This window comes from Streptomyces olivaceoviridis, assembly GCF_014650115.1.
GTDB lineage: Bacteria > Actinomycetota > Actinomycetes > Streptomycetales > Streptomycetaceae > Streptomyces > Streptomyces olivaceoviridis.
Genome location: NZ_BMUI01000018.1, coordinates 88,801 through 107,185 on the forward strand (window position 1 = coordinate 88,801; position 18,385 = coordinate 107,185).

19 protein-coding genes are annotated in these 18,385 nt (G+C 72.3%); 11 read left to right on the top strand and 8 right to left on the bottom strand.

Annotated elements, in window-relative coordinates:
* The first annotated feature begins 62 nt into the window (after nt 1-62).
* Both dapE and IE273_RS29030 read left to right on the top strand, forming a co-directional pair.
* Entirely contained in the window at nt 63-1,142 is a 1,080-nt protein-coding gene (dapE, locus tag IE273_RS29025) for a succinyl-diaminopimelate desuccinylase (protein ID WP_189818134.1), read from the top strand.
* 106 nt (nt 1,143-1,248) lie between these two features.
* Entirely contained in the window at nt 1,249-2,007 is a 759-nt protein-coding gene (locus IE273_RS29030) for an LOG family protein (protein ID WP_189818135.1), read from the top strand.
* 55 nt (nt 2,008-2,062) lie between these two features.
* On the opposite strand, the gene folP is transcribed toward IE273_RS29030, so the two are convergent.
* Nucleotides 2,063-2,923 carry a dihydropteroate synthase gene (gene folP, locus IE273_RS29035; RefSeq protein WP_189818136.1) on the bottom strand — a complete coding sequence of 287 codons (861 nt, stop codon included), beginning with the start codon at nt 2,921-2,923 and terminating at the stop codon, nt 2,063-2,065.
* Between the two features lie 138 nt (nt 2,924-3,061).
* Between folP and IE273_RS29040 the strand changes: the two genes are divergently transcribed.
* Both IE273_RS29040 and IE273_RS29045 read left to right on the top strand, forming a co-directional pair.
* Nucleotides 3,062-3,427 (top strand): DivIVA domain-containing protein, encoded by a 366-nt coding sequence (locus IE273_RS29040; protein ID WP_189818137.1) that lies wholly within the window; start codon nt 3,062-3,064, stop codon nt 3,425-3,427.
* The gene (locus IE273_RS29045) at nt 3,424-4,011 is read left to right on the top strand and encodes a DNA-3-methyladenine glycosylase I (protein ID WP_189818138.1); all 588 of its coding nucleotides are present in this window, start codon (nt 3,424-3,426) and stop codon (nt 4,009-4,011) included. Before IE273_RS29040 ends, IE273_RS29045 begins: the two co-directional genes overlap by 4 nt.
* Nucleotide 4,012: 1 nt before the next feature.
* Here the strand turns inward: IE273_RS29045 and chcB are convergent, their stop codons facing one another.
* Complete coding sequence (gene chcB, locus IE273_RS29050) at nt 4,013-4,816, bottom strand: 2-cyclohexenylcarbonyl CoA isomerase (protein ID WP_189818139.1); 804 nt, start codon at nt 4,814-4,816, stop codon at nt 4,013-4,015.
* Nucleotides 4,817-5,192: 376 nt separating this feature from the next.
* Between chcB and IE273_RS29055 the strand changes: the two genes are divergently transcribed.
* Entirely contained in the window at nt 5,193-5,360 is a 168-nt protein-coding gene (locus tag IE273_RS29055; protein WP_018544333.1) for a DUF3117 domain-containing protein, read from the top strand.
* 82 nt (nt 5,361-5,442) lie between these two features.
* On the opposite strand, the gene IE273_RS29060 is transcribed toward IE273_RS29055, so the two are convergent.
* Nucleotides 5,443-6,141, bottom strand: a complete 699-nt coding sequence (locus tag IE273_RS29060) for an O-methyltransferase (protein WP_308437068.1) — start codon at nt 6,139-6,141, stop codon at nt 5,443-5,445.
* Between the two features lie 235 nt (nt 6,142-6,376).
* On the opposite strand from IE273_RS29060, the gene sigE reads away from it, so the two are divergent.
* Together sigE and IE273_RS29070 are read left to right on the top strand one after the other, a co-directional pair.
* Entirely contained in the window at nt 6,377-7,093 is a 717-nt protein-coding gene (gene sigE, locus IE273_RS29065; protein ID WP_189818140.1) for an RNA polymerase sigma factor SigE, read from the top strand.
* Entirely contained in the window at nt 7,090-8,136 is a 1,047-nt protein-coding gene (locus tag IE273_RS29070) for a zf-HC2 domain-containing protein (RefSeq protein ID WP_189818141.1), read from the top strand. Before sigE ends, IE273_RS29070 begins: the two co-directional genes overlap by 4 nt.
* A 226-nt stretch (nt 8,137-8,362) precedes the next feature.
* Here IE273_RS29070 and IE273_RS45490 read toward each other — a convergent pair whose 3' ends face one another.
* Nucleotides 8,363-8,746 (bottom strand): hypothetical protein, encoded by a 384-nt coding sequence (locus IE273_RS45490; protein ID WP_444545928.1) that lies wholly within the window; start codon nt 8,744-8,746, stop codon nt 8,363-8,365.
* On the opposite strand from IE273_RS45490, the gene IE273_RS29075 reads away from it, so the two are divergent.
* From IE273_RS29075 to IE273_RS29085, 3 genes are all read left to right on the top strand, one after another.
* On the top strand, nt 8,741-10,258 hold the full coding sequence (locus tag IE273_RS29075; RefSeq protein ID WP_444545927.1) for a S1C family serine protease: 1,518 nt from the start codon (nt 8,741-8,743) through the stop codon (nt 10,256-10,258). The genes IE273_RS45490 and IE273_RS29075 overlap by 6 nt on opposite strands.
* Nucleotides 10,259-10,342: 84 nt before the next feature.
* Nucleotides 10,343-10,810: a sec-independent translocase gene (locus IE273_RS29080; RefSeq protein WP_189818142.1), complete on the top strand. Its 468-nt coding sequence runs from the start codon at nt 10,343-10,345 to the stop codon at nt 10,808-10,810.
* Between the two features lie 249 nt (nt 10,811-11,059).
* On the top strand, nt 11,060-11,725 hold the full coding sequence (locus IE273_RS29085; RefSeq protein ID WP_189818143.1) for a hypothetical protein: 666 nt from the start codon (nt 11,060-11,062) through the stop codon (nt 11,723-11,725).
* A gap of 45 nt (nt 11,726-11,770) precedes the next feature.
* On the opposite strand, the gene IE273_RS29090 is transcribed toward IE273_RS29085, so the two are convergent.
* On the bottom strand, nt 11,771-14,392 hold the full coding sequence (locus IE273_RS29090) for a DUF6185 family protein (protein WP_189818144.1): 2,622 nt from the start codon (nt 14,390-14,392) through the stop codon (nt 11,771-11,773).
* Between the two features lie 178 nt (nt 14,393-14,570).
* Here IE273_RS29090 and IE273_RS29095 point away from each other — a divergent pair, with 178 nt between their 5' ends.
* Entirely contained in the window at nt 14,571-14,972 is a 402-nt protein-coding gene (locus tag IE273_RS29095) for a hypothetical protein (protein ID WP_189818145.1), read from the top strand.
* 131 nt (nt 14,973-15,103) lie between these two features.
* On the opposite strand, the gene IE273_RS29100 is transcribed toward IE273_RS29095, so the two are convergent.
* The 3 genes from IE273_RS29100 to IE273_RS29110 are packed head-to-tail and all read right to left on the bottom strand — an operon-like array spanning nt 15,104 to nt 18,174.
* A complete protein-coding gene (locus IE273_RS29100) occupies nt 15,104-16,237 on the bottom strand; it encodes an Mrp/NBP35 family ATP-binding protein (protein WP_189818146.1) in 1,134 nt (377 codons plus the stop codon).
* Nucleotides 16,238-16,280: 43 nt separating this feature from the next.
* Nucleotides 16,281-16,895: a DUF1003 domain-containing protein gene (locus IE273_RS29105; RefSeq protein WP_189818147.1), complete on the bottom strand. Its 615-nt coding sequence runs from the start codon at nt 16,893-16,895 to the stop codon at nt 16,281-16,283.
* The gene (locus tag IE273_RS29110; RefSeq protein WP_189818148.1) at nt 16,885-18,174 is read right to left on the bottom strand and encodes a magnesium transporter MgtE N-terminal domain-containing protein; all 1,290 of its coding nucleotides are present in this window, start codon (nt 18,172-18,174) and stop codon (nt 16,885-16,887) included. Before IE273_RS29110 ends, IE273_RS29105 begins: the two co-directional genes overlap by 11 nt.
* Nucleotides 18,175-18,385: the final 211 nt, after the last annotated feature.

Below are 18,385 nucleotides of genomic sequence, written 5' to 3' on the forward strand. Positions count from 1 at the left end.
CGCAGGACCGCGCCGTCGTTCGCGCCCCCGGCCCCGGCGGGTGGCGCGTTAGGGTCGTGGCCATGGCCGACACCTCGCTTGACCTCACGCTGGACGCCGCCGCGCTCACCGCGCAGCTCGTGGACTTCCCCTCCGAGAGCGGCACCGAGAAGCCGCTCGCGGACGCCATCGAGGCCGCGTTGCGCGGCCTGCCGCACCTGACGGTGGACCGCCACGGCAACAACGTGATCGCCCGGACGGACCTGGGCCGCGCCGAGCGCGTCATCCTGGCCGGGCACATCGACACCGTGCCGATCGCGGACAACGTGCCCTCGCGGCTCGACGCGGACGGGGTGCTGTGGGGCTGCGGCACGTGTGACATGAAGTCGGGCGTGGCGGTGCAGCTGCGCATCGCGGCCACCGTCCCCGCCCCCAACCGCGACCTGACCTTCGTCTTCTACGACAACGAGGAGGTCGCCGCCGACCTCAACGGCCTGGGGCACGTCGCCGAGGCCCACCCGGAGTGGCTGGCGGGCGACTTCGCGGTCCTGCTGGAGCCCTCCGACGGCGAGGTGGAGGGCGGCTGCCAGGGCACGCTGCGGGTGCTGCTGAGGACGAAGGGCGAGCGGGCCCACTCGGCGCGCGCCTGGATGGGCTCCAACGCCATCCACGCGGCGGCCCCCGTCCTGGCCCGGCTGGCCTCCTACGAGCCGCGCCGGCCGGTCATCGACGGACTGGAGTACCGCGAGGGACTGAACGCGGTGGGCATCAGCGGGGGAGTGGCCGGGAACGTCATCCCGGACGAGTGCGTGGTCACGGTCAACTTCCGGTACGCCCCCGACCGCACCGAGCAGGAGGCCGTCGCGCACGTCCACGAGGTGTTCGCGGACTGCGGCGTGGAGGAGTTCGTGGTGGACGACCACAGCCCCGGCGCGCTGCCCGGCCTCTCCCAGCCGGCCGCCGCCGCCTTCATCGAGGCGGTGGGCGGCACCCCGCGGCCCAAGTACGGCTGGACGGACGTGTCCCGCTTCTCCGCGCTCGGCGTCCCCGCGGTCAACTACGGCCCCGGCAACCCGCACCTGGCGCACAGGCGGGACGAGCGCGTGGAGACCGCGAAGATCCTGGCGGGCGAGGAACGACTGCGGAACTGGCTCACCGCCTAGCCCGTGCGGGGCGCGCCACCGCACGCCGGACATGCCCGGGTCCCCCCGCGGTGACCCGCGTAGATCTAGTCTGAGATCGAACTACCTGCAAGCGGAGGGAGCGCACATGCCTACCGGCAATCCCGAGGGGAAGAAGCAGCCGCCGGACGAGCAACGGCTCGGACCGGTCCTCCGACGGCGGGGCCAGGTGACGGCCAGTACGACCGACCAGCGGCTGCTGGACGAGCGCGCCCCCACGGACTGGGTCCACACCGACCCCTGGCGGGTCCTGCGGATCCAGTCGGAGTTCATCGAGGGCTTCGGCACGCTCGCCGAACTCCCGCCCGCCATCAGCGTGTTCGGCTCGGCGCGGACCCCGGTGGACTCCGCGGAGTACGACGCGGGCGTGCGGCTCGGCCGGGGGCTCGTGCAGGCCGGCTGGGCGGTCATCACGGGCGGTGGCCCGGGAGCGATGGAGGCGGCCAACAAGGGGGCGTGCGAGGCGGGCGGCGTCTCGGTCGGCCTCGGAATCGAACTTCCCTTCGAGCAGGGGCTCAACCCCTATGTCGACATCGGCCTCAACTTCCGCTACTTCTTCGTCCGCAAGATGATGTTCGTGAAGTACGCGCAGGGCTTCGTGGTCCTCCCCGGCGGCCTCGGCACCCTCGACGAGCTCTTCGAGGCGCTGACCCTGGTCCAGACCCAGAAGGTCACCCAGTTCCCGATCGTCCTGTTCGGCGGCGAGTACTGGGGCGGACTGGTGGACTGGCTGAAGAACACGCTGGTGGCCCAGGGCAAGGCGTCGGAGAAGGACCTCCTGCTGTTCCACGTGACGGACGACGTGGACGAGGCGGTGTCCCTGGTGTCCAAGGAGGCGGCCCGCTAGGCGCCCCCACCGGGGGGCCGAGGGGGACGTCCACCCGCCCCGGCCCCCCGGCCGGTCAGGCCAGACCCCGGCGAGCCACGGCGGGGACCCGGTGGCCGGCGATGGACGCCACCATCTCCAGCACCTGACGGGTCTCGGCCACCTCATGCACCCGGTACACCTGCGCCCCCAGCCACGCGGAGACGGCGGTCGTCGCCAGCGTGCCGATCAGCCGTTCCTTCACCGGCCGGTCCAGCGTCTCCCCGACGAAGTCCTTGTTGGACAGCGACACCAGCACCGGCCACCCGGTGGCCGCCATCTCGTCCAGCCGCCGCGTCGCCTCCAGGCTGTGCCGCGTGTTCTTCCCGAAGTCGTGCCCGGGGTCGATCAGCACCGACTCGCGCGGCACACCGAGCGCGACCGCCCGCTCGGCCAGCCCCACGGTCACGTCCAGGATGTCGGCCACCACGTCGTCGTACGTCACCCGGTGCGGACGCGTACGCGGCTCCACGCCCCCGGCGTGCGTGCACACCAGCCCCACCCCGTAGCGCGCCGCGACCTGCGCGAGCCCCGGGTCGACCCCGCCCCACGCGTCGTTCAGCAGATCCGCGCCGGCCTCGCACACGGCCTCGCCGACCTCGGCCCGCCAGGTGTCCACGCTGATGATCACATCGGGGAAGCGCCGCCGTACCTCCGCGACGAAGCCGACCGTCCGGCGCGCCTCCTCCTTCGCGGTGACCTCTTCCCCGGGCCCGGCCTTGACCCCGCCGATGTCGATGATCGCCGCGCCCTCGGCCACCGCCTGCTCCACACGCGCCAGGGCCGGCTCGTCGCCGAAGGTGGCTCCCCGGTCGTAGAAGGAATCCGGCGTCCGGTTCACGATCGCCATGATCACCGGCTCGTGCGGCCCGAATTCCCGCCTGCCCAGCCTGAGCATCCGCTGTGACCTCTCCTAGTACGTTCCGCAGTACGGCCGCCTGCGACCCTAACTGTCAGACTCGCATGGCACGATCGGACCCTGACAGTTTCGGCTTCCGGCACAGCGTCCGGTAACGAGCGTGGGGACCCTGAGGCGATGGTGATGTTCTTTTTCCTGGTCGTCGCGCTGGCCGTCGTGGTCGCCGCGGTGACCCTGGCCGTGGTGGGCGGCGGGGAGAGCGCCCCGCTGCCCGAGGTGGCGCCCGAGCGGCTCCAGGACCCCCTCCCCGCGGACCGCCCGGTGGGCCGCGCGGACGTGGAGGACCTGCGCTTCCCCCTCGCCCCGCGCGGCTACCGCATGGCCGACGTCGACGACGCGCTCGGCCGGCTCGCCGCGGAACTGGCGGAGCGGGACGCCCGTATCGCCGACCTGGAGTCCGCGCTGGCGGGCGCGAGAGCCGCCGCCGCTGACGCGCACCACGCACCGCGGGACCGCGGCGAGGGCCCGGAGGAGGAGCGATGACCACCGGAGCGGCCGTCCCCGGGCCGGACGGCGCCCTGCGCTGTCCCTGGGCCCTGTCCACCGTCGACTACGTGTCGTACCACGACGAGGAGTGGGGCCGCCCGGTCCACGGCGACGACGCCCTCTTCGAGCGGCTCAGCCTGGAGGCCTTCCAGTCGGGCCTGTCCTGGATCACGATCCTGCGCCGCCGTCCGGGCTTCCGCGCGGCCTTCGCCGGCTTCCGCATCGAGAAGGTCGCCGCCTTCACCGAGACCGACCGCGACCGCCTGCTCGCCGACCCCGGCATCATCCGCAACCGGGCCAAGATCGACGCCACCCTCGCCAACGCCCGTGTCCTCGCCGACTGGACCGAGGGCGAGCTGGACACCCTGATCTGGTCCCACGCCCCCGACCCGGCCACCCGCCCGGCCCCGAAGACCCTCGCGGACGTCCCGGCGGTGACTCCGGAGTCGACGGCCCTGTCCAAGGCCCTGAAGAAGCGGGGGCTCAAATTCGTGGGCCCGACGACGGCGTACGCCCTGATGCAGGCGTGCGGCCTGGTCGACGACCACCTGGAGACGTGCGTGGCGAGGAGCGCCCCCTGAGCTACCGCCCCAGGTACTTCGGCTTCTCCTTGTCCACGAACGCCTGGACGGCGATGGCGTGGTCCTCGGACCGCCCCGCCCGGGTCTGGAGCTCGTCCTCCTTCTCCAGCGTCTCGGCGAGGGAATGCGTCAGCCCGAAGGCCACCGCCTCCTTGATCGCCGCGTACGCCACCGTCGGCCCCGAGGCCAGCGCCCGCGCCGCCTTCCCGGCCTCCGCGCGCAGCTCGGCCGAGGGGACGACCCGGTTGGCGATCCCCAGCTCCAGCGCGTCCTGCGCGCCGATGCTGCGCGGGAAGAGCAGCAGGTCGGCGGCGCGGCTCGGGCCGATCACCCGGGGCAGCGTCCAGGAGATCCCGGAGTCGGCGGTGAGGGCCACACCGGCGAACGACGTGTTGAAGGAGGCGCTGTCGGCCACCAGCCGGTAGTCCGCGGCGAGCGCGAAGCCGAACCCGGCCCCCGCCGCCACGCCGTTCACCGCCGCGACCACCGGCTTCGGCGCCCCGGCGAGCGCCCGCACGATCGGGTTGTAGTGCTCCCTGACCGTGGTCATCGTCTGCCCGGCCCCGGTCTCCCGGTCACTGGCCAGCAGCCCGATGTGCTCCTTGAGGTCCTGGCCCACGCAGAACGCCCGGTCCCCGGCGGCGGTCAGCAGGATCGCCCGCACGGCCGGGTCGCCGGCCGCCGATTCCGCCGCCTCCCGCAGGGCGACCTTGGTCGCGATGTTCAGCGCGTTCATCGCCTCGGGGCGGTTCAGCGTGATCGTCGCGAGTCCGTCGCTCACCTCGTAGAGCACGGTGTCGGCCATGGCGCATCCCCTCCGGTTCGCGGCTGGTGACGTACCGCTCAGTACGTCCATGTCTGAGGACAGCATGGCGGAGATCGCCATCCAGGGGCCGGACCGGACGTGTGACCTGCGTCAAAGAAAACCGGGGCGGAAGCCGTCGGCGGATCTTCGTGCGGGGGCGCAGTATCGCAGCCACATCGCCGAATTGGGTGGTTTTGCTCGCGCGCGTTGCCCAAGCGATGCCGACTGATGTTGGTCATCGGGTCCTGCGATGCGGGATAATGGCTTGGAAGCAATGTGTTCGATGCCGGTGTCGCGTGTCCGTTGCGGATGGCGGGTGCCCCGAGGGGCCGTCGGCAGACGATCGATGAGCTGGGTTTCAGGAAGGGGAACGAGCATGGCGGCCATGAAGCCGCGGACGGGTGATGGCCCGCTCGAGGTGACCAAGGAGGGGCGGGGCATCGTCATGCGCGTTCCGCTCGAAGGCGGCGGTCGACTCGTCGTCGAGCTGACCCCTGACGAGGCCGAGGCGCTCGGCGACGCCCTGAAGAAGGTCGTCGTCTGACGTCCCAGCGATCAGTCCTTCCGGCTGCCCCGGCATCGTACGCGGTGCCGGGGCAGCCGCGTTCCCGCCCCCCGGCGCGGCCTCAGCGCTTGACGGCGCACAGCAGGCCGTCGCCCACCGGCAGCAGCGAGGGGACCAGTTCCTGGCTCTCCCGCACGGTGCGCAGCAGCTCGCGCAGCCGCAGCACCTCGGTCGGCTGCGGCCCGGAGTCGACCGTGCGGCCGTTGGCGAACACGCCCTCGAAGACCACCAGGCCACCCGGCCGCAGCAGGCGCAACGATTCATCGAGGTAGTCCGGGTACTCCAGGCGGTCCCCGTCGCAGAAGACGAGGTCGTAGCCGGCGTCCGCGAGACGCGGGAGCACGTCCAGCGCGCGGCCGGGGATGAACCGGGCCCGGTTGCTGGCGAAGCCGCAGACGCGGAAGGCCTGCCGGGCGAACTGCTGGTGCTCCGGCTCCGGGTCCACCGTGGTGAGCACCCCGTCCGGCCGCATCCCGTGCAGCAGATGGATGCCGGACACCCCGCAGCCCGTGCCGATCTCCGCGACCGCCTTCGCGTCCACGGAGGCGGCGAGCAGTCGCAGCGCGGCGCCCGTGCTGGGCGACACCGAGCGCAGCCCTGCCTCGCGGGCCCGGTCGCGGGCCCAGCGCAGCGCTTCGTCCTCGGCGACAAAGGCGTCGGCGAACGCCCAGCTCGTCTGCCGGTTGCCGGTAATGACCCTCTCCTGTCCCCGTGGTTGCCTGGGCGTGACTGTATCCGTTGGCGTCGGGAACCCGCAGATGGGACCGGGCGTTTACGAGGAAGAGCCGGTGACCGGGGATACGACGGGGGGGCGAGAGGTGGATCAGGACGCCGAGCAACTGCTGACGCAGGCGCATGAGCCGTATCAGCGTGCATCAAATTCTCGTAAAACCGCTTATCCGGAGCTAACGGGCGAGGTGGCTATGGTAGGGGCTCCACTGGACACCACCAGAGCCGACAGGGGAGGTGCGGCTGCGCCCGGGGACCGGGGCGGAGTGCTGCGGCGCTTCCTCGGGTCGGCGGGCAGGCCGAAATCCGTGACCGACACCGCTGCCGACAGCCACGCCGCCGGTCTCGCCACAGGCGAGACCCAGACCGCGACCTTCGCCACCGACGCGGACGGGCAGGCGTGGACTCCGCCCGCGTGGGAGGAGATCGTCAGCACACACAGCGGCCGGGTCTACCGACTCGCCTACCGCCTGACGGGCAACCAGCACGACGCCGAGGACCTCACCCAGGAGGTCTTCGTCCGTGTCTTCCGTTCCCTGTCGACGTACTCGCCGGGCACCTTCGAGGGCTGGCTGCACCGCATCACCACCAACCTCTTCCTGGACATGGTCCGGCGCAAGCAGCGCATCCGCTTCGACGCCCTCGGCGAGGACGCGGCCGAGCGCCTGGCCAGCCGCGAGCCCACCCCCCAGCAGCTCTTCAACGACGCCCACTTCGACGCCGACGTCCAGCAGGCCCTCGACACCCTCGCGCCCGAGTTCCGCGCCGCCGTCGTCCTGTGCGACATCGAAGGACTGTCGTACGAGGAGATCGCCGCGACCCTCGGCGTGAAGCTCGGCACGGTCCGCTCCCGCATCCACCGCGGCCGGTCCCAGCTCCGCAAGGCCCTCGCGCACCGCTCCCCGGAGGCCCGCGCGGCCGAGCGGCGCTCCTTCCTGGCCCCCCGTGTCCCCGCTCTGGGGGGAGGGGGCGCGACCGCGTGAGTGGATCTCGGCCGAAACCTGTCGAGGAGGCGCGCCTCGCAGAGCAGCACCTGGGAGACCGGCTCTCCGCCCTCGTGGACGGAGAGCTCGGTCATGAGACGCGTGAGCGCGTCCTCGCCCACCTGGCCACCTGCGCCCGGTGCAAGGCGGAGGCGGACGCCCAGCGCGCGCTGAAGAACGTGTTCGCGGAGGCGGCCCCGCCCCCGCCCTCGGCGAGCTTCCTGGCCCGCCTCCAGGGCCTCTCCGGGGGAGGTGACCCGAACGGCGGCGGCACGCCGTCGCCCGGGGGTGGATTCCTCGGTGGTCCGGCCACGGGACCGTCCGACGCCTCCGACGCCACCGGGCCGTTCGGAGTGAGTCGCGGCGAGCGCCTCCCGTTCGGGTACGTCCCCGCCCGCGCCCCCGGCTTCCTCCCCGCCCGCGCGAACCGCGTCGCGGTTCCCGAGGACCGCGGCTTCCGCATCCATCCCGTCGGCCGCCCGGACGACGGCCGCTCCGCCTCGCGCGGGCTGCGGTTCGCGTTCGCCGCCGCCGGCGCGGTGTCGCTGGCCGCGGTCGCCCTCGGCGGCGTCACCACCTCCCTCCCCGGCGACCTGACCACGGACTTCCGCGGCGGCACCGGCGTCGGCAGCAATGTGATCCCGGCCGGCACCGGCGCGGGCGGAGGCGCGGCCACGCCGGAGACCCAGCGCCGCCGCCCGGCGGGGCCGCTGCTCGCCCAGGGCGGTGCGCCGCTCGGACCGGTCCCGGCGGCGCCGACCACCCTGTCCGCGCCGCTGCTCCCCGGAGTGCCGTCTCCCGTCGCCGGGCAGGACCGGGCCGAGCCGGTGCGCGCCGTGACCGCGCCCGTGCTGGCCGGTGTGGCCGCCGTCTCCCCGTTGATACGCAAGCTCGACGAGACCGTGGCCCTGCCGCTCGCCGACTGGTCCACCACCCCCGGAGTCGCCGGCTTCGGCCTGCTGTCCGCCCCCGTCCCCGACACCGTCCCCTCCGCCGCCCCGGCTTCCCCGGCCGCTCCCGCCGTGCCCCACCAGTCGCCCTGACCGGCCGTTGCGCCCCGGCTCCGCGAACCTGGTTGAATCCTGTGAGACCGCTCCCGCGGCGATGACCCGGGGGCGGTGGACGACGTTCCATGGCCGCGGCAGCGCGCGGTCGCGGCCCAGCCGTGGGGAGAGCATGAACGAGGGGAACCGTGTCCCGCCGGTGGACGGACCGGAGGGGGCGGCGGGAGTGACGCCGGCCGACCGCGTCGAGGCAGCCGGGGGCGCCCTACCGGAAGTCACCGGATCCGACGGCGACTTCGAACTGGCCAAGCCGACAGGGCTGCCGGCCGGCGCGGACGGAGGGGAGACCCACGGGGAAGGCACGGAGGGAGACATCGCGGGAGGGGCTGGGGGAGGAACCGAGGGCGGAACCGGGCCGGCCTTCCGGGGTGGCGCCGGGAGAGACAGCCGGGGTGGCGCCGGGGGAGACCTCCGCGGTGGCGCCGGTGGCGGCGTTCGGGGAGAGGCGGGTGGAGACATCCGCGGGGACGCCGATGGAGACCTCCAGGGAGGCGCCGGCGGAGACGTCCGGGAACGCGCCGGTGGAGACGCCGTAGCGGCCCGGGAGGCCGCCTGGGCGGCCCCCGTAGAGCGGCCCAAGCCGCTGCACGACCCCGACCCGTACAGCACCCCGCCGTACGGCGAACCAGGCCCCTGGGCGCCCGCGCCGCCGGTGCAGCATCCGGCGGCGACCCCGGCGCACGGAACGGTCGTGCCCGCGCCGACGACGCCACCGTCGGCCGCGCCCACGGCACCCCTGCCCGCGGCCATGGCGCACGCACCGGCCCCCGTTCCCTCCGCGCTCGCACCGCACGTGCCCGGCCCCGCGTCGGCCCCGGCCGCCCACGCACCGGCGCCCACCGCCCCCGCCGTCACCGCCCCCGCTCCGGACGGCTCCGACCCCTGGGGCCGTTACGACCCCTGGGCCGGTGGTTCCGCCAAGGAGCAGGTGCCGGCCCGGGGGCCGCTCCAGCAGACCGGTGCGGGCGTGCCGACGGAGCAGCAGCGCAAGAGGAGCGCGCGGCGCATCCTGTTCGCGTGGACCCTGGTCGTCGCCCTGTTCTCCGCGGGCGTCGGCGGAGCCGCCGGCGCCTATCTCCAGCGCGAGGGCTTCGGCGACGACGTACGGCTGCCGCAGGCCGGGAGCGTGCCGGCCGGCCGGGCGCCGGACAGCGTGGCCGGGATCGCCGCCCGCGCCCTGCCCAGCGTGGTCACGCTGCACGTCCGTGGCGCCGACGAGGCGGGCACCGGCACCGGCTTCGTGCTCGACGCCGAGGGGCACATCCTCACCAACAACCACGTGGTCGAGCCCGCCGGGACGGGCGGCGAGATATCCGTGACGTTCAGCAGCGGCGACACCGTCAAGGCCAAGGTCGTCGGCCGGGACAGCGGCTACGACCTCGCCGTGGTCCAGGTGCACGGCGTCCACGGGCTCACCCCGCTGCCCCTCGGCAACTCCGACGACGTCAAGGTCGGTGACCCGGTCGTCGCCATCGGAGCCCCCTTCGACCTCGCCAACACGGTCACCTCCGGCATCATCAGCGCCAAGGAGCGGCCGATCACCGCCGGTGGGGAGAAGAGCGACGGCAGCGACGTGTCGTACGTCGACGCGCTCCAGACCGACGCCCCCATCAACCCGGGCAACTCCGGCGGCCCGCTGCTCGACTCCCGGGCCCAGGTCATCGGCATCAACTCCGCCATCCGCTCCGCAGGCAGCGGCTCGGAGGCCGACGGCGGCCAGGCCGGGTCCATCGGCCTCGGCTTCGCCATACCCGTCAACCAGGCCAAGCGCGTCGCCGAGGAACTGATCAACGACGGCCACGCCACGCACCCGGTGATCGGCGTCACCCTCGACATGGGCTACACCGGTGACGGCGCCCGTATCGACAGCAAGAGCGCGAGCGGAGGCTCCGCCGTCACCCGGGGCGGCCCCGGCGAGCGGGCCGGGCTCAGGGCGGGCGACGTCATCACCGAGGTCGGCGGTGAGCGCGTCCACACCGGGGAGGAGCTGATCGTCAAGATCCGCGCCCACCGGCCGGGGGACCGGCTGCGGCTGACGGTCGAGCGTGACGGCATCGAGCGGGACGTGTCACTCGTGCTGGGCGCGTCGGAGCAGAACTGACAGAAGTCTCACCTCGGGACGGTACCGGTCGGACAGGAACGCCGGGTACCGTTGAGCGACCGAGGACATCGCAAGGAGCGTCAGGTGTTCAATGACATAGGACCACTGGAGCTGGTGACGATCATCGTGCTCGCCGTGCTCGTCTTCGGTCCGGACAAGCTCCCGAAGGTCATCCAGGACGTGATGCGCACGATCCGGAAGATCCGCGAGTTCTCGGAGAGCGCGAAGCAGGACATCCGTAGCGAGCTGGGTCCCGAGTTCAAGGACTTCGAGTTCGAGGATCTCAACCCCAAGACGTTCATCCGCAAGCAGCTGGACAACGACGAACTGGGGCTCAAGGAGATCCGCAACGGCTTCGACCTGAAGAAGGAGATGGCGGAGGTCACGGACGCGGTCCACGGCCGCGACGGTTCGTCCTCCTCGTCCCCTTCCCCGTCGTCCCCGTCGTCCCCGTCGTCCCCGTCGTCCTCCGGCGGGCGCGTCGACATGACCAAGAAGCCCGAGACGCCCGGGGGCGACGAGCGCCCGCCCTTCGACGCGGACGCCACGTAAGCGCGTCCGCCGGCGCTCCCCCGCCGACACGCGCACGCGTGCGTACGCCGCGCACGTGACGCGTTTCATACCGCACGCCCGTCGCGCACGGCCCGCACGGGCCGTTCGCGCGACCCACGCGTCCGGCGCCTGCCCTGCTGCCCTCAGTGGTGTGGATATGCTGCCGAGTTGTTGTGCGGACCGGACGCGTACGCCCGAATGGGGGGCGGGCCACCCCGGTTCGACGAGAGCGAGGAGGCGTCCGGGTAGATGGAGACGACGAGTCGGGTGGGCGCGCAGGTGCCGGCCGCGGAGGGCGGACAGCAACTCCCCTCCGCCCGGAGTACGGTCGACGGTTACCTGCGGGCGCCCTTCCCGTGGTACGGGCTCGACGAGGCGTTCACGGGGCCGCGTTGGCTGATGCAGGTCGGCACGGCCGCCGACGGTGCCGTCGAGCACGGTTCGGTCGGGCACGGCGACGAGCCCTCGGTGCGGGGCGAGACCGGCTCCGCCGGCGAGCCCCGGGAGAAGTTCGCGGTCGTGGTCACCGTCGCCGCGCAGCCGTCCCGGCGGAGCGCCGACGGTACGGGGCTGCTGGAGGCCACCTCGGTGTCCTCGGCGGCGTGGCTGGCCGGAGTGGGGCTGCTGTCGTTCACATGGCCCGGGCAGATGGACCACAGCCTGCGGGACGACTGGCTGGACCAGCAGACGGAGACGGCGTGGGCCCTGGCCGACGACCTGGAGGGCCCGGAGTGGTCCCGGCTCTCCCTGCCCGTCGACGGGGTGTCCGCCTCGTTCCACTACCGGGAGTCCGAGTACGGCTGGGTGCTGGCCGGCACCACGGAGGCGGGGGTGCACCTGGGCGCGTACGGGCGGGGGATGAGCGCGTACGGCCTCGGCTTCGCCGCGATCAAGGACATCGCCGCCTACGCGTGACGGGCCGGGCCCGGGTGTGGTGGCCGCCCGGGCCCGGCCGGCCGTTCAGTGGGTCAGGCTCTTGAAGATCGTCACGACGGCCGCGAGCTGGGCCAGGATCCAGGTGATCCCTACGGACAAGCCGCGCAGCTGGTGGATGGACAGCAGCAGGGCGAAACCGCTGGGCCAGTACTTCCGTTCCTTCTGGAACGTCGCCAGGTCCATCCAGATGCTGGTGAGTGTCAGGATGACGAGCAGGAGCGCGGCGTACAACAGGAGCTGGCGGGGGTCCGTGTCCATGATCTGGATGAGCGCGGCGGCCAGCACCGCGGGAAATCCGTAGGCAGCGGTGAGCAGCCAGGCCCGTGCCTGGCTGCGGTGTCCGGGCAGCAGACGCCACAGCGCCCCCAGCGTGAAGCCGGCGACCGCCCACCCCAGCTGGTAGAGAATCAGGTCCGCGGCGAACTCCGGGAGGCCGATGGGGGAGTACAGGGCTTGCTGTCGCGCGTAGGAATCCCGTGCCTCGTAGTAGACGAGCAGCACGGTGGCCGGCGTTCCGAACCAGAACGCCAGACGTGCCGCGCGCACCGCGTTGGACCACCAGTGCCCCTCCGGTCCCCAGGCCAGGGCGATGTCCAGCACCGAGATCTGCTCCGGCGGGTCGGCTCCTTCGCACGCGGTGACCACCCACTGGTGCAGCCCGTTCAGTTTCTCTTCCAACTGCTCGCCGGTCACTCCGGCGGCGCGGCCCTGGTCCAGCAGGTGCATCTGATGGTTCGCGTTGCGGTATTGGCGGGCCTTCTCCAGCAGTTCGCTCCTGTCCTGCTTGCTGGCCAGCCGCACCCGGTAGAAGCGGTCCCCCATCCGGCTCAGCACGGACCACCGCCGTCCCAGGGCGAGGAGGACGTACAGGGCGAGGATGTTCAGCCCCAGCCAGACGCCGTACAGCGCGCCGGCGCCCGCGAACCTCGCGGCCCGGATGCCGACGAAGAAGGCGAACAAGGAGACGGTCAGCAGGAGATCCGGCTTGCTCGGCCCCAGGGGGGATCGCTCGTGTCCCTGGAGGCCGTGTGTCCGGGGCGGTCTGCTGCGAAAGCGGAGCAGGGCCAGCAGGGCGATTCCCGTCAGCACCCAGCTGTAGGCGTAGAGCCATCTCAGGTCGGTGTAGAAGAAATTCGCGAACGTGTGGCTCAGGGACGCGTTGTGAGCGGAGGGGTCAGGTTGCTCGACGAGCCAGTTGACGCGCTTCCACCGTCGTTCGTTCACCCACCAGGCGCATGCGAGGAGTGCCACGGCGACGGCGGCCAGCAGGCTTCCGACGACGGCCACGCACCGGACGGGGGCTTCGTCCCACCGCCTGGTCCAGCGTCGCCCCTGGAGCAGTCCTCCCTCACGCACGAAGCGCCAGGCCCAGGCGGCCATCGCGGCCAGCCACAACCACACGGTCACCAGCCCCAGCAGGGCGAGCCCGGTGCGGCCGAAGGCGGTCGTCGTCTTCGGTCCCAGGCCCCCGGGAAGCCCGAAGACATCGTGGGCCAGGAGCACCAGCAGGCCGATGCCCGCCACCGCACACGTGGTCGCCGTGACGGCGAGTGCCTGACGATGCTGGACATCTGCCGGCCGGGCCGGCTCGTCCGGGCCGGCGCCGGCCGAGGTCCGTGACGCGCCCACGCTCCACGGGCGGGCGGCGAAGACCAGGACCACGCCCGCGGGAATGCACAGAAGGGCGTGCCATCGGGGGGAGAACCGGCCCTGCGGGACGAACAGGAGCAGTGCCAGAGCGACCCCCGCGCTCAGCCCGGCCCACTCCAGCAGTGTGCGCGTGAAGCTGACGTCCTGTCGGGAGCCGGTGTCCGGGGGGTCCGCCGTGGACCGCCGGGCCACCTCCCGCCGCGCTGGCCGCCGTGCCGCTCCGGGCCCGGTGGCTGCCTCGGCGGGCTCGGCACGGAGTGCGGCCACGACGATCAGGATCGAGGCGCACACCCACCACGAGGCGATGCCCGCGGTGGCCCAGATCGACTGACCGAGCTTCATCGGCAGCAAGCGCTGCCAGGGTGGATCGACCTCCACCTGCACCTCTTCGGGCAGCGCGTTCTTCCACACCAGCTGGTTCCCGGTGGAGGACGACGCGTGCTCCACGAGGTCGTTGAAACTGAGGCCGCCCAGATCGACCTCGATCCGCTTCCACCGGATGGTCTGGAGCGTCGGCGGCCACAGGTAGATCATCCATGTCCTCCCCGTGGGGATGACCTGCCAAGGACCCACGAGGACGGGATTTTCCGAGGTGATCCAGTCGTAGGCGACGTAGTGCACCGTGACCGAGGTGTCGGTGGCGGTCACCACCGGGTCGTGGGGGCGCCATTCGCTCCGTTCCCCGGGTGCCTCGTCCCCGAGCAGCAGGCATCGCATCGCCTGGCGGTACTGCGGGGACTTGTCACCGAAGGTCAGATGCCGGGCGTGCGGCCACTGTCTGGGCACCCGCACCGTCATGTCGGAAACAGTCCGGGGAGTTGAGAGCTTGTGCTGCTCCAGCCGCAGTGTGGCGCTGACGGTGCTTCCCCTGAGGCGGTCCGACATGCAGTCGGTACCGGCATCGCGCTGTCGCGCCTGAGCCGGTCCGCACTCCCCCGCCCATGCCACCAGCACCAGGAGCGGCAGCAGCAGCCGCCACCACCGAGTCATCGCCATAGGGCTGACACCTCTCCATGTCCCCGGCGAATGTAGACAAAGCGGTGTGTATGTCATGCTCAGACACACGGCGGATCGCCGACACGCACCTGCTTGGGCGTGCCAGTGGCATTTGCGGGGGCGGGTTCGGCGTCCGACAATGGAAGCCGCTGACCGTCAGTCGATTGACGGAGGACCCATGACCGACACCGAAACGGGCGTCCCGCGGAATCCGCTTCCCCGCTTCGAGGAGGCCGAAGGACTGGGGCCCCAGGACGCCGAGTTCGTCGAGGATCTGGTGGCGGTGCTGGCCAAGCACGGGAATCTGGACCGGTTCGGCCTCTGCCTGTTGCACGACCACTTCCCGCTCCGCGCCGGCGAAGTGCTGGTGGAGACGAACGACCCCGTGGCCCGCACACTGCACGCCCATGTCGAGAAGGCGGACAGGACGCAGCACACCAAAGCATCGCAATGGCGGTTCGTGCCGCATGCCGGCCGGGAGCCGGGCGCGGGGTCCGCGGACGGCTCCTTCCAGGAGATCATGCTGTGCACCACGCTCGACCTCTGCCCCGGGCGCACGGACGACCGCGACGGCCGTTGAGCGCGCCGGGTACGGCGACAGGGACGCCGTCCTGAGCGCTCCGGATAGGCGACAGGGGCGCCGTCCTGAGCGCTCCGGGTACGGCGAAGGGGCGCCGCCCGTGCGGACGACGCCCCTTCGCCGTGGCAGACCTAGAACTTGTTCTTCGGCGTGATCCCCAGCGACAGCCCCGCCAGCCCCCGCTGCCGCCCGCCCAGCTTGCCGGCGATCGCGCGCAGCGCGGAGCCCGCCGGGGAGTCCGGGTCGGTCAGGACGACCGGCTTGCCCTCGTCACCGCCCTCGCGGAGGCGGACGTCGATCGGGATGCTGCCGAGGACGGGCACGGACGTGCCCGTGGTGCGGGTGAGACCGTCGGCGACCAGCTGGCCGCCGCCCGTGCCGAAGACGTCGACCATCTCGCCGCAGTGCGGGCAGGGCAGGCCGGACATGTTCTCGACCACGCCGACGATCTTCTGGTGGGTCTGTACGGCGATGGAGCCGGCCCGCTCGGCCACCTCGGCCGCCGCCTGCTGCGGGGTCGTGACGACCAGGATCTCGGCGTTCGGGACCAGCTGCGCGACGGAGATCGCGATGTCGCCGGTGCCGGGCGGGAGGTCCAGCAGCAGGACGTCCAGGTCGCCCCAGTAGACGTCCGCCAGGAACTGCTGGAGCGCGCGGTGCAGCATCGGGCCGCGCCAGACGACCGGGGCGTTGCCGGGCGTGAACATGCCGATGGAGATGACCTTCACGCCGTTCGCGGACGGCGGCATGATCATGTTCTCGACCTGGGTGGGCCGGCCGTCGGCGCCCAGCATGCGCGGCACGCTGTGGCCGTAGATGTCCGCGTCCACGACGCCGACCTTCAGGCCGTCGGCCGCCATCGCCGAGGCCAGGTTCACCGTCACCGAGGACTTGCCGACGCCGCCCTTGCCGGACGCGACCGCGTAGACCCGGGTGAGGCTGCCCGGCTTGGCGAAGGGGACCTCGCGCTCGGCCTGGCCGCCGCGCAGGGCCGCCGCCAGTTCCTTGCGCTGCTCGTCGCTCATCACGTCCAGGGTGACGTCGACGCGGGTGACGCCCTCGACCCGGGAGACCGCCTCGGTGACGCGCTGCGTGATGGTGTCCCGCATCGGGCAGCCGGACACCGTCAGGTACACGGTGACCGCGACCGCTCCGTCCGCGCCGATCTCCACCGATTTGACCATCCCGAGTTCGGTGATCGGGCGGTTGATCTCGGGGTCGTTCACCGTCGCCAGTGCCTCGCGCACCGCGTCTTCCGTAGCCATAAGGACGATGGTACGGCGCGCCGAGGGGCGTCCGGGATGCCCCTCAGCGGTCGTCTGTGTCACGTCCCGGCGGTCGTTCCGTCCGTTCCGCCGGGAATACGACGTGACCCGGGTGCCCGTCGTGACGGCGGCGCTCCTCCAGCTCCTTGACCAGGTCCTGGAGCTCCGAGCGGATCCAGTCGCGGGTGGCCACTTCGCCCAGGCCCGTGCGCAGGGCGGCGACCTCCCGGGTCAGGTACTCGGTGTCGGCGATGGACCGCTCGTTCTGCTTGCGGTCCTGCTCCAGGTTGACCCGGTCGCGGTCGTCCTGCCTGTTCTGCGCGAGCAGGATCAGCGGGGCCGCGTAGGACGCCTGGAGGGACAGCATCAGCGTGAGGAAGATGAACGGGTACTCGTCGAAGCGCAGGTGGCGGGGCGCGGCGATGTTCCACACCACCCACACGATGATGACGACCGTCATCCAGACGATGAAGCGCCCGGTGCCCAGGAAGCGGGCGATCTTCTCCGACAGCCGGCCGAAGGCCTCCGGGTCCCACTCGGGCAGGAGCCGGCGGCGTGGCGAGCGTGGCTGGTCCAGCCGGGTGGTCCGGGGCCGGCCGGCGGCCGTGGCGCCCGCCGGAGGACGCTCGCGGGTCGTGGTCTCGCGCTCAGGAGCCATGCGTGGGCGCCTCCTCTCCCTGATCGAGGTGGAACTCGGTCTCCCGCCAGTCGTCGGGCAGCATGTGGTCCAGTACGTCGTCCACGGTCACCGCGCCGAGCAGCGACCCGGACTCGTCCACCACGGGCGCCGCCACCATGTCGTACGTCGCGAAGAACCCGGCGATGATCGGCAGGGACGCGTCCGGGGACAGCGGTTGCAGATCGTCGTCCACGAGCGAGCTGACCAGGGTGTACGGCGGGTCGCGCAGCAACCGCTGGAAGTGGACGGTGCCCAGGTACTTGCCGGTCGGGGTCTCGTCGGGCGGGCGGCAGACGTAGACCTGGGCGGCCAGGGCGGGGGACAGGTCCGGGTTGCGGACCCGGGCGAGCGCGTCGGCGACGGTGGCGTCGGGCCGCAGCACGATCGGCTCCGTCGTCATCAGGCCGCCGGCCGTGTGCTCCTCGTACGACATCAGGCGGCGCATGTCGGCCGCGTCGGCGGGCTGCATCAGGCTCAGCAGCCGCTCCTTGTCCGCCTCGGGCAGTTCGGCGAGCAGGTCGGCCGCGTCGTCCGGGTCCATCGCCTCCAGCACGTCCGCCGCGCGCTCCTCCTTCAGCTTGCCGAGGATCTCGATCTGGTCGTCCTCCGGCAGCTCTTCCAGCACGTCGGCGAGCCGGTCGTCGTCCAGGGCGGCGGCCACCTCGGCCCGCCGTTTCGGGGAGAGGTGGTGCAGGACGTTGGCGAGGTCGGCGGGGCGCAGCTGCTCGAAGGTGGCGAGCAGGCTCTCGGCGCCCTGTCCGTGCTCCTCCAGGGAGAACCCGGTGACGGCCGACCACTCGGCGGTCAGCGTCTCCCCCCTGGCCCGCCGGAAGGCGCCGCCCTTCCTGCCCTTGCGCAGGAAGACGCGGTCGACCTCCCAGTCCCGGCGGGCGGGCAGCTGCTGCACGGACACGTCGAGGACGGTGACCTCCTCGCCGGTCTCCACCAGCGTCACCCGCCGGTCCAGCAGCTCGCCGAAGACCAGCCGCTCGGTGGGCCGCTGCTCGAACCGGCGGACGTTGACCACGCCGGTGGTGATGACCTGGCCGGACTCGATGCCGGTGACCCGGGTCATGGGCAGGAAGATACGGCGCCGGGTGGACAACTCGACGACCAGCCCGAGGACGCGCGGGGGCCGTCGCCCGACGCGCAGCATGACGACCAGATCGCGGACGCGACCCACCTGGTCGCCGGTCGGATCGAAGACGGGAACCCCGGCGAGGTGCGAGACGAAGATCCGGGGGGCGCCGGCTGCCATGGCTCTGCTTCCTTTGCCTGGGAGTCGCTGGGAGTCTGCCTGGGAGTCACTGAGGACTGCTGTGGGTGGAATTTGCTCGGATTTGCCCGCGCGGGTGCGCTTCAGGCTAGCCCGTACCGCCCGGATACGCCCTGGTGGGGTGTCCGGACGGACTGGCTCCGCCGGGCGGCCGGGGCACCGGTACGCTGCGGTACGCCGCTCAGGAACCGTC